Annotated in this window: 9 protein-coding genes; 2 read left to right on the forward strand and 7 right to left on the reverse strand. The window is 71.1% G+C overall.

Features of this window, described 5'->3' with window-relative positions; all coding sequences use genetic code 11:
* Nucleotides 1-66 precede the first annotated feature (66 nt).
* Genes R2740_RS18310 through R2740_RS18340 form a run of 7 tightly spaced genes read right to left on the reverse strand, consistent with a single transcriptional unit; the run spans nt 67 to nt 6,924 of the window.
* Nucleotides 67-2,058 carry a cellulase family glycosylhydrolase gene (locus tag R2740_RS18310; RefSeq protein ID WP_371304134.1) on the reverse strand — a complete coding sequence of 664 codons (1,992 nt, stop codon included), beginning with the start codon at nt 2,056-2,058 and terminating at the stop codon, nt 67-69.
* 7 nt (nt 2,059-2,065) lie between these two features.
* Entirely contained in the window at nt 2,066-3,115 is a 1,050-nt protein-coding gene (locus R2740_RS18315; protein WP_371304135.1) for an SIS domain-containing protein, read from the reverse strand.
* A 23-nt stretch (nt 3,116-3,138) separates the two neighbouring features.
* Entirely contained in the window at nt 3,139-3,987 is an 849-nt protein-coding gene (locus R2740_RS18320) for a carbohydrate ABC transporter permease (RefSeq protein WP_371304136.1), read from the reverse strand.
* The gene (locus tag R2740_RS18325) at nt 3,984-4,571 is read right to left on the reverse strand and encodes a carbohydrate ABC transporter permease (protein ID WP_371304137.1); all 588 of its coding nucleotides are present in this window, start codon (nt 4,569-4,571) and stop codon (nt 3,984-3,986) included. Before R2740_RS18325 ends, R2740_RS18320 begins: the two co-directional genes overlap by 4 nt.
* Nucleotides 4,571-4,816: a hypothetical protein gene (locus tag R2740_RS18330; RefSeq protein WP_371304138.1), complete on the reverse strand. Its 246-nt coding sequence runs from the start codon at nt 4,814-4,816 to the stop codon at nt 4,571-4,573. The genes R2740_RS18325 and R2740_RS18330 overlap by 1 nt, the downstream gene beginning before the upstream one ends.
* 31 nt (nt 4,817-4,847) lie before the next feature.
* Nucleotides 4,848-6,164, reverse strand: coding sequence for a sugar ABC transporter substrate-binding protein (locus tag R2740_RS18335; protein WP_371304139.1), 1,317 nt, complete (start codon nt 6,162-6,164; stop codon nt 4,848-4,850).
* Between the two features lie 7 nt (nt 6,165-6,171).
* Complete coding sequence (locus R2740_RS18340; RefSeq protein ID WP_371304140.1) at nt 6,172-6,924, reverse strand: GntR family transcriptional regulator; 753 nt, start codon at nt 6,922-6,924, stop codon at nt 6,172-6,174.
* 112 nt (nt 6,925-7,036) lie between these two features.
* Here R2740_RS18340 and R2740_RS18345 point away from each other — a divergent pair, with 112 nt between their 5' ends.
* Together R2740_RS18345 and R2740_RS18350 are read left to right on the forward strand one after the other, a co-directional pair.
* A complete protein-coding gene (locus R2740_RS18345) occupies nt 7,037-8,005 on the forward strand; it encodes an ROK family protein (RefSeq protein ID WP_371304141.1) in 969 nt (322 codons plus the stop codon).
* A gap of 62 nt (nt 8,006-8,067) precedes the next feature.
* Nucleotides 8,068-10,101 (forward strand): hypothetical protein, encoded by a 2,034-nt coding sequence (locus R2740_RS18350; RefSeq protein ID WP_371304142.1) that lies wholly within the window; start codon nt 8,068-8,070, stop codon nt 10,099-10,101.
* Nucleotides 10,102-10,196 lie beyond the last annotated feature (95 nt).

The raw sequence follows: 10,196 nt of genomic DNA on the forward strand, positions 1-10,196 counted from the left end.
AGGGCGCCTACGACGTCGACGTCGAGGCTCTCGACGCCTGATCTCCCACGCCACCGGGATGGAGGGTCAGTCGGAGTCCACGACGGGCAGCACGGCGTGTCCGTGGGGAGCGACCCGCACCGTTTGCGCGTCCTCCGTCTCGACCTCGACCTCGACAGGGGAGTGGTTGGTGAGGACGACGAGCGTTCCGGCCGGGCCCGAGAGCCGGGCGCGCGAGACGTCGGGATGCTCGATGCCCAGCGCGGGGGTGAGCCCGGCAACGCGGCGTACGGCGTCGTAGAGGCGCCACGAGGAGTCCGTCGCGGCGTGGGCGTCGGGCTGGGCTGCCAGCAGCAGCTCCGCCGGATAGGCGCACACCACGGTGTGGCCCCGCCCCCGGGCGGCGAGGGTGACGGCCGGCGCCCCGTCGGGGTCCACGGCCACCACCACCGCGTCGGTGGGCTCGATCCGGGCGCCGCGCAGGTGCAGGTCGGCGCTGCCCGCCGGCAGGACGATCGTGTCCCCCGGTACGAGCCCGCCGAACGGGGCGACGACGGTGAGGACGACGCGGTCCCGGACGGCGGCGCGCCCGGCCAGCCGGATGCCGGCCAGCCGCTCCGCGTCGGGAACGGCGCTCTCGGCGGACAGCGAGAGGTAGACGGTGCCGCCGCGCGCGTGGAAGTCGCCGGCGCCCGCCCAGAACGACGTGCGCAGGTGCAGCAGGGAGGACGTCGTGGTGGTCAGCGGCGCCGGCAGCAGCAGCAGCGGCAGGTCCGGCCAGGCGTGGTCCAGACCCTCACGAGGGAAACCCGCCGAGATGCCGGCGCGCGAGGCGAGGACGAACGCGTTGAGCCAGGCGCGCACGAGGGGCTTGACGTCACGCTCGGGGTCCCAGGCGCGCTCGGCCGGCAGATAGGGGCCGGAGGGCTCCGCCTCGAGACCGTAGGCACGCTCGTCGTAGGGCGACGCGTACTCGAAGGGCACCATGATCCCGGCGTCGACGACCGGGCCGTCACCGGCCAGCCCGTCCAGCGGCAGCGTGCGAAGGGTGCGCGCCAGGTCGGCGGTCGACGCCAGCCGGGGGCGCGGGACGCCGGTGTGCTCGGTGAGGCCGAACTGGAGCTCGTGCGGCATCCGGACGTAGGGCGCCCGGCCGTAGGCGGCGGGCTCGGCGTCGGTCCAGCACCAGGCATAGAAGCCGATCGCGCCGCGACCGAAGGCCGACCACACCAGCAGCCGGTCGTAGGCCGCGATCTGCTCGGGGGTGAACTGGACGCTCGACGCGCCGTACTCGTGGACCATCACCGGCTTGCCGGCGCCGGCGGCGAGGGCCGTCTCGAAGGCCGCGGCGTGGGTCATCCGGGGCGACAGCAGGTCGTCGGGATAGAGCTCGGGGGAATAGATCGGATAGGGATGGACACAGGCGAAGTCCAGCTCGGCGGACACCACGTCCGACCGGAACGGCGCGCCGTCCACCTCCTGGGAGGCGGTCCCCACCGTGATCAGGTGAGCGGGGTCGGTCTCGCGCAGGGCCGAGGCGAGCAGCCGGGTCCAGCCGCGGGCATCGTCGTCGGTGGTCGAGTCCTTGTGCAGCCAGTGCGGTGGCTCGTCACTGAGGTCCCACGCCAGCAGGGTGGGATGCCCGGCCCATCGCCTCCCGAGCGCGGAGGCTTGCCGCACCTGCAGGTCCAGCAGCTCCTCGTCGCGATGTGGGTTGCGGCCGCCGACCCACTCCGGCTCCCAGACCGCGTCGCCCACCTCGCCGCCGACGAACAGCACCGGGTGGAGGGTCAGCCCGTGACGGTCGGCAGCCTCCAGCAGCGAGTCGAGGACCCCGAGATGGTCCTCGGCCAGCTCACCGGGGCGCGGTTCGAGCGCCGCCCAGACGAGATCCACCCGGACGGTGTCCAGGCCGGCCGCGGCCATCGCCGCCAGCTCGCGGTCGAACTCCTCGATCCCGACCCGCCACGGCCAGTCGGGCCCGCTGCTGGGCACGAGATGGGCGCCGACCGGGACGTAGGGCTGACCGTCCCGGACCAGGAAGTGTCGTCCACGGCGAACCGGCTCGCGTGTCGTCATCGGCCACTCACTCCTCGGTCGTCACCTTGGCACCGACGACGAACGCGTCGCCGCCGGTCCCGCCGGTGCGCGACCAGGCCAGGAGTTGCAGCGGCAACGAGGCGAGGGCGACGTCCAGCAGGGGATGGACAGGATCGACGACCAGGCGCGGACCGACGCCCAGCGGGTCGGGCAGGCCGACGGCGAGGGTGGCGCTGCTGCGCGCGTCGAGGTCGCGGAGCAGCCGCCGGTCGAGCTCGAGGGTGGTCGGCTCCAAGGAGACCACGACGGCCGCCAGCGAGGGCCCGGCCAGCTCGAGCGGGCCGTGCCGGAACTCCGCCGCGTCGAGGCACTCGGCCGCCGTCTTCGAGGCCTCCTTGAGCAGGAGGGCGCCCACCTCTGCGCTGGCCCGCCCGACGCCCCGGCCGACGAGCACCAGGTGGTCGCGCCGGCCCACCCAGTCCTCGACCCGCGCGGCGAGGCCCTCTGCGTCGCTGAGCAACGCCGTGGCCTGCTGGGCCGCTGCCGTGGCGCGCGACACCGTCCGTTGGAGGATGGGGAGCGCCCGCTCGGGCGCGGCCAGCAGCTCGACCAGTCCCGTGAGGGCCACGAGGGTCGCGGTGAACGTCTTGGTCGCCGGGCCCGCCTCCGGGCCGGCGTTCATGTCCACCGCGAGGTCGGCTAGTCCGGCCAAGGCGTTGTCGGGACCGTTGGTGATCGCCACCAGGCGCACGTCGTCAACCTCACGCAGGCTCCCGCCGAGTCGGACGAGCTCGGCGCTTCGACCGGACTGGCTGACCGCGATCACGCACGAGCCCGGCAGCAGTGAGGGCAGCCGGAAGTGTACGAGCTCGGCGGTGTTGACAGCGACGGCGGGGCGACCGAGTCGACCGAGCAGGCTCGCCGCCGCCTGGCAGGCGTCCAGAGAGCTGCCCATGCCGGTGAGCACCAAAGGATGTTCGACGTCGGAGCACCACGTGGCGGCCAGCGCGAGGGCGTCGGTCTGTCCGACGAGCCCTTCCGCGGAACCGACGAGGACCTCGGGTTGCTCCCGGATCTCCCGGAGCAGTATCTCCATGTGGTTTCTTCCTCCAAGTGTGATCATCCGACGTCCTTGCCCACGCCGGCGGTCAGGCCCTCGATGAAGCGGCGCTGCATCACGACGAAGATCACGATCATCGGAAGTGCTGTGACGACCGCGCCCGCCATCGTGTCGGGCCAGTTCACGGTGTTCTTGCGAGCGAGCAGGGCCAGTCCGACGGGGAGGGTGCGGGACTGGTCGGTGCCGGCCACGATCAGCGGCCACAGGAAGTCGTTCCAGGTGGCCAGGAAGGTGAAGATGGTGAGGGTCGCGATGCCCGGCGCGGCCAGCGGGAAGACGATCCGACGCAGGATGGCCAGCTCACCGGCGCCGTCGATGCGCGCGGCCTCGAGGATGCTGTCGGGAATGGTCGCGAAGTACTGCCGCATCAAGAAGATCCCGAAGACCTGGACCAGCGATGGCAGGTAGATCCCCGAGAGGGTGTTCGCGCCGAGGGCGGGGACGGCCTGGTGCAGGAGGACCATGATCCGGTAGAGCGGGATCAGGTTGACCTGCATCGGCACCATCAGCGTCACCAGCAGCACGCCGAACCACAGGGAGCGGCCAGGGAACCTGAGCTTCGCGAAGGCGTACGCCGCCGCCGTGTCGAACACGATGTTCGCCAGCACGACGACCAGCGAGACGATCACGCTGTTGGCGAGGTAGTGGGCGAAGGGGACCAGGGTGAAGACGTCGTGGTAGCCAGACCACGACCACGGGCGGGGAATCAGCCCGCCCCCCGGGGCGAAGACATCCTCCGAACGCTTGAACGAGGTGCTGACCGTCCACGCGAACGGCGCCAGGGTGATCACCGAGGAGACGACGAGCGCGGCGTAGAGCAGGATGCGGCGGGGCGGCACGGACCTCACTCGAATCTCCTCGCCAGGCGCAGCTGCACCGCAGAGAGCAGGGCCAGGACCAGCACCAGTAGGTAGGCGGCAGCGGACGCATGGCCGAGGTCGAGTGCCTGGAACCGCTGCACCAGGTAGTAGACGACCGTGGTGGTGGAGCCCACCGGGCCTCCCTGGGTCATCACGAAGACCTGGTCGAAGGCCTGGAACGCGCCGATGATCCCCACCACGAACACGAACACCAGGGTCGGCCGCAGGCCGGGCAGCGTCACGTGCCAGAACCTGCGAGCCGGGCCGGCGCCGTCGATGCTCGCGGCGTCGTAGAGGTCACGGGGCAGTGACTGGAGCGCGGCCAGGAACACGACCGTCTCGAAGCCGAAGCCCTGCCAGATGCTGGCGGCGCACACGGCGTAGAGCGCGGTCGCGGGGTCGGCGAGCCAGTCGTGCGGTGCGACACCGACTAGGTGCAGCACGCGGTTGAGCAGCCCCTGCTCGTTGAGGAGCATCTTCCACATCGTGGACACCACGACGAGCGAGGCGGTCACCGGGACGAAGAACACCGCCCGGAAGAACGCCCGGGCGGGCAGCCGACGGTTCAGCATCACCGCTGTGGCCAGGCCCAGCCCGGCCCGATCAGCATCGTGACCACGCCGAAGACGGCGGTGTTGCGGCTGGCCTGGAGGAACTCAGGGTCCTGGAGCAGGTCGGCGTAGTTGGCCCAGCCGACCCAGCTGAACGCATCCAGTCCGTTGTAGCGCGTGAAGCTCCAGAGCAGTGAGAGCGTCATCGGTAGGAAGAAGAACGCGCCGCTGAGCAGCAGGGCTGGGGAGATCAGGAGGTAAGCCACCCCGGTCGTGCGCCACGAGCGGGTCGCTCGCTCAGCGCGCCAGCGCACGTTCGGTCCGCTGCGCGGCCTTCTCGAGCGCCTGGGCGCTGGTGGTCTGGCCGATCAGCACCGACGTCACCGCGTCCGTCAGGGCGGTGTCGATGTCGGGCCAGGCGGCGACGTAGGGGAACGGCGTCGCGGTGGCCATCGCCGACTGGAAGACCGGGAACTCCGAGACACCGCCGAAGTAGGGGTCCGGGGCCGTCAGGGCCGGGGAGGCCAGCGCGTCCAGGGTCGCCGGAGCCGCCCCGGCAGCGGTGTAGACCAGCGCCTGCTGGTCCGGCTCGAGGAGGAACTGCGCGAGCTTCCAGGCGGCCGACGGGTTCTTCGCCGTGCGTGGGACGACCAGCCCGGTGCCGCCGAGATAGCTGCCCGGCTGCTTCGAGTACGGCGCCGGGGCGACACCCCACTTGCCCGACTGCTTTTTGGCCCCGTCCTTGAGCACGCCCATCATGTACGGCCCGTTGACGAACATGCCGATCCGCCCGTCGTTGATCCCGGGCAACCCCGTCGAGTCACCTTGGCTCGGCCCCCAGTAGATGCCGCCCCCCGAGGTCAGCAGGCTCTTCATGTAGTCGAGCGCCGCGACGCCCGCGGGGGAGTCGAACGCGGCCGCCTTGCCGGTGCCGTCGAGGATCTGCCCCCCGTTCTGCAGCAGCAGTTGGGCGTAGTGGAAGGTGTCCGGCAGGACCTGGAAGGCGTACTTGTCCGCCTTCCCGTCGCCGTTGGTGTCCTCGGCCATCGCCTTCGCGACGTCGCGGAGCTGGTCCCAGGTCTTCGGCACCGTGAGGTGCTTCTGCTTCAGGACGTCCTTGCGGTAGTAGAGCGCGTACGCGTCGAAGTCGTAGAGCGCCGCCACGTAGTGGTCGTCGTAGGTCATCGCCGAGAGGGCACCCTCGGAGTACTGGTCCTCGATCGGCTTGCCGTTGATGGTGCCGCCGGAGATCGTGCTCAGGTCGGAGAGCACGCCGTTGGCGGCGTACGTCGGGATCCAGGTCATGTCGATGGTGGCGAGGTCGGGCGCTTCCCCGGAGGAAGCGGCCACCGAGAACTTGTCCTGCATGGTGTCGTAGTCATAGGCCTGGTAGTCGACCTTGATCGTCGGGTTGGCCTTCTCGAAGGCCTCCAGCGCGGGCTTCAGCGGAGTGGCTGACCCGTAGTAGTCCCAGACCGTCACGGTGCCGGAGGCTTTGTCGGCGGCGCGTGACGGCTGGTCCGAGGAGCTGGTGCCGAGGAGCGAGCAGGATGCGAGCAGCACCGAGCCGGTGGCGGCGGCGACGACGGTCCGGAGCAGGCGGGGTGAGGTCATGGACGGGTCAGCCTCTCGGGTTTCGGTTCTGGTCGTGGAGGACGCGGAGATGTCCGCCCCGGCGTACTTCGAGGTGGTAGCGGGCCCGATCGCCGCGGACGATGCTGCGGCAGAACTCCACGGGTCGGCCGTCGACGCTGTAGGACACCAGGGTCAGCACGAGCACCGGTGAGTGTGCGTCCTGGCCGAGGAGCTCTGCGATCCGCGGCTCCGGGAGGGCGGGCTCGATCGTCTCGTCACCCCGCTCGAGGACCACGCCGTACTGACCGACCAGCAGGTCGTAGAGGGACGCGTGGGCGAGGTCGTGCTCGAGCAGCCCCGGGAACAGGTGGGCGGGGAGCCGCACCTGCTCGACCATCAGCGGCTCACCTCCGGCCAACCTGACCCGCTCGATCGCGTAGACCGCCGTGCCGACCCGGATGCCGAACGCCTCCGCGGTGGCCGGCGTGGCCTCCTCCAGCCGGGCGTCGGTGACGGTGGTGCGCGGGTCGAGGCCTCGCGCGTTCATCTCGTCGGTGAAGCTGGAGAGCGACGCGAGCTCGCGGTCCACCGGTTGACTGGTCGCGAACGTTCCCTTCCCGCGGATGCGCACGATCCGGCGCTCCCGCACCAGCTTCTCCAAGGCCCGGCGCACCGTGATCAGGCTGCAGCCGAAGTCGGCCGCCAGCTCCCGCTCGGTCGGGAGCCGGTCGCCCGGGGCCCACCGCCCGGTGGTGAGGTCGGAGCTCAGGGCGGCGTAGACCTGCTGGTGGAGCGGCACGTAGCCCGACGCCAGGGGACGACCAGGGCCGTTCCCGGCGACCTCCGAGAACTCCTCGCGTGGCACTCTCTGCGCTCCCTCGTTCATAAAAGTCATATGCTTATGATGAAGTATGCAATCCGCCCCTCAGGCTGTCAACGACACGCGTGACCGGACCTACGCGGTGCTCGACATCGGCGGCACCTGGACCAGGGCTGCGCTGTGGCACGAGGGCCGCCTGGGCCCGGTGCTCAGGGAGCCGACGCCCCGGGACGGCGTGGTCGGCGCGCTCGCGCGCTCGATCAGGGAGCTCGGAGGGTCCCCCGCGCGGGTCGGGGTCAGCGCGACGGGTCCCGTCGATCCCGTCCACGGCCGCCTCGGTCGGGTGCCGAACGCGGCGTGGCTCTCGGACCTCGACCTGCGGGGCGGTCTCGCCGCGGAGCTCGGCCTGGACGTCGTCGTCGACCGGGACACCAACGCCGCGCTGCTGGCCGAACACGCCTTCGGGGCCGGGCGAGGGTGCGGGCACGCGGTCTATCTGACGTTGTCGACGGGTGTCGGGGGTGCCGTCCTGGAGCAGGGGCGGCTGCTCCGTGGGCACCGCGGGCTGGCCGGGGAGCTGGGCCATCTCGTGGTCCAGGAGGGCGGTCCGGAGTGCGGGTGCGGCCGCCGGGGGTGCTTGGAGGCACTGGCCTCGGGTGATGGACTGGCGCGCCGGGCGACGGCCCACGCCGAGGCGCACCCCGGGTCCACCCTGGGGCGGCGGCTGGCCACGGTGCGCTCGCGCGAGGGCCGGGCCCTCACGGGGCGCGACGTGGCCGACGTGGCCGAGGACGAGTCAGGCGACGGCCCGGCGACTCGACTGCTCGATGCGGCTCGGACCGCCTTCGCGACGGCCGTCGTCAACGTGGTCAACGGCTGGGACCCCGAGCGCGTGATCGTGGGGGGAAGCATCGCGCGGGCGTTTCCTGCCTGGTTGGCCGAGGCTGGTCGTCGGGTGGCGGAGGAGGGCCTGGTGCCGCCGCACGGCCCGTTGGTGGTCGCCGCCGAGCTCGGAGGGGACGCCGAGCTGCTCGGGGCGGGAATGTCGGCGGATTCGTGATCTCCCCTTGCGCGATAAGACATAAAGATATAAGTAAATAGTCCTCACCCCGAGGAGCCATCATGATCCGTCGTCTACTGCTCGTCGCCGTCGTCCTGCCGCTGCTGCTGACCGGCCTGTCCTTGCACCCCAACGGCGCGGGCCGCGGCGGCACGCTCACGCTGACCTTCTACGACGCCAACGGCACCCTGCTCACGGCGGCACAGGTGCACACGATCGCGAAGGGACCCGGCACCGGACAGAACGCCGGCTACGACGCCGATGCGTTCGTCGACCCGGCCACCCTCGAGATGGTCGGCGGTCCCAACCCGCTGGGCAGTGGGCTGTCGGCGGCCCTGCCGAGCAGCCCGGCGGCCGTCGACCTGGCGATGAACTGGCCGGCGAGCACGGCGAACGGCTACTCGATGGTGGTGCTGGACAACGGCGGAGCCGGCTTCTCCACAGGTGGCACCGTGAACTTCACGTTCGCTGCCGCCAACGACGCCAAGCGCCGGCTCGATGCCGCCCTCGCCGCCCGGACCAGCCCGACGTACAGCCACTCGGCCGCGTTCGACGCGGCCTACGACGCGGCCGTGGGCTACCTTGCGCTCGCCAACGCCGCCGGCGCCAGCGAGAGCACCAAGGGGAAGAACGGGAGCCTCGCCCTCGACCGGCTCGACGTGGCCACGCAGCTGATGCTCAAGGAGTACGGGACCGCCTTCGCCAGCGCCAACACCGCGGTGGCGGATCGCTGGTTGGGCTACACGATCGACGAGTCGAAGGCCACGGGGACCAAGTACAAGACGCCGGTGGACACCGCTCAGGCGATCACCACCGCCATCCCCGCGACGGAGACCGGGTGGGTGAGGTTCGTGCTCGATCCCACCGTGACGACCTCGACCTACGCCAACGAGATCAGCTATGCCCACGCGCACGGGCTGAAGGTCATGGTCGAGCCGGTCGACTCCGCCTACTGCGACGCCTCGTCGCCCACGCCCGGGTTCACCTGCTCGCTGAGCGCCTACCACCAGGCTTTCGTCAACGCCACCACGCAGCTCACCGGCACTGCCGCTCCCGACGCCTACGAGGTGGGCAACGAGGTCAACGGCGACTGGCTGCTGTCCAGCGGCACGAACACCCCTGCCGCCAGGGTCGCCGACGCCGCGGCGTGGGTGACCGCGAACGCCCCGGGGGCGGGACGCGTGCTCACCCTGTTCTGGCAGCTCAACACGGCAGGCGCGGCCGGAACCAGCGTGTTCAACTGGTCGCGGGCCAACCTTCCTGCCACGGTCCGAGCGGACCTCGACACGGTGCTGCTCTCGACCTACGTCGAACAGGCGCCGCTCGGTCTCGGCTTCGACGAGGTGATGACCCAGCTGCGGACGGAGTTCACCGGCAAGACGATCGGGATCGGGGAGCTCGGCTACTGGATCCAGGGCCAGCGCTACTGGTGGGCCTACTCCAACATCGCCTCCAGCAGCGCTCCGACCGTGGCGGACCTGCAGCCCGTCGCCGACCAGTACTACCGCGCCTCGCTCGGCTACCAGGGAAGCGTCGGTGGCGGCTTCTGGTGGAACTTCCCGTCCCAGGTCGTGCCCAGCACCGCCTTCCAGGGCACCTTCGCGGCGGTCCGCGACAGCCTCGGCTCCGGCTCCGGTGGGGGCGGTGGTGGCGGCGGGGGTGGCGGCAACACGCACGGCGGCACCTGGGCAGGTCGGGCAGTGCTGCCCGCCACGGCGTCCTACAAGGACCTCTACCAGGCCGTCACGGTGTCACCCTCCACCACGGACACCGCCTCGGTGTGGGTCAAGGGCTCGGGCGCGGTCAAGGTCACGGTGTGGGGGAACGCGTCGTGGACCACCTCGTTGGCCACGGTGAAGTGCACGGCGGGCGGGACCTGGTCCCAGTGCACGCTGCCGTCGTTCAGCACCGGTTCGCGGAGCAAGGTCTACCTCGATCTCGAGTCCGCCTACAACGGCGCCGGCACGGTGTACGTCGACGACGTGGTTCTGGGGACCAGCGGCGGCGCCAACCTGGTGACCAACCCCGACTTCGAGTCGGGCGCCACCGGATGGAGCTCCACGGACGCGGCCGTGTGGTCCGTCGTGCAGCCCTGACGGAGCGGGTCCGATCAGGCGTCGACGGGCTGCAGCAGCCCCATGTCGACGTCGCACAGGAACCCGCCGACGGGGGTGTCGGCGGGGATCAGGGG

Origin of the sequence: Nocardioides sp. (genome assembly GCF_041393715.1) — a bacterium.
Classification (GTDB): Bacteria; Actinomycetota; Actinomycetes; order Propionibacteriales; family Nocardioidaceae; genus Nocardioides.

Bases quoted from the DNA above. Each gene is read 5' to 3' on its own strand.
- R2740_RS18350 (WP_371304142.1), top strand. From the start codon at position 8,068: ATGATCCGTCGTCTACTGCTCGTCGCCGTCGTCCTGCCGCTGCTGCTG.
- R2740_RS18315 (WP_371304135.1), bottom strand. From the start codon at position 3,115: ATGGAGATACTGCTCCGGGAGATCCGGGAGCAACCCGAGGTCCTCGTC.
- R2740_RS18345 (WP_371304141.1), top strand. From the start codon at position 7,037: ATGCAATCCGCCCCTCAGGCTGTCAACGACACGCGTGACCGGACCTAC.
- R2740_RS18335 (WP_371304139.1), bottom strand. From the start codon at position 6,164: ATGACCTCACCCCGCCTGCTCCGGACCGTCGTCGCCGCCGCCACCGGC.
- R2740_RS18310 (WP_371304134.1), bottom strand. From the start codon at position 2,058: ATGACGACACGCGAGCCGGTTCGCCGTGGACGACACTTCCTGGTCCGG.
- R2740_RS18325 (WP_371304137.1), bottom strand. From the start codon at position 4,571: ATGCTGAACCGTCGGCTGCCCGCCCGGGCGTTCTTCCGGGCGGTGTTC.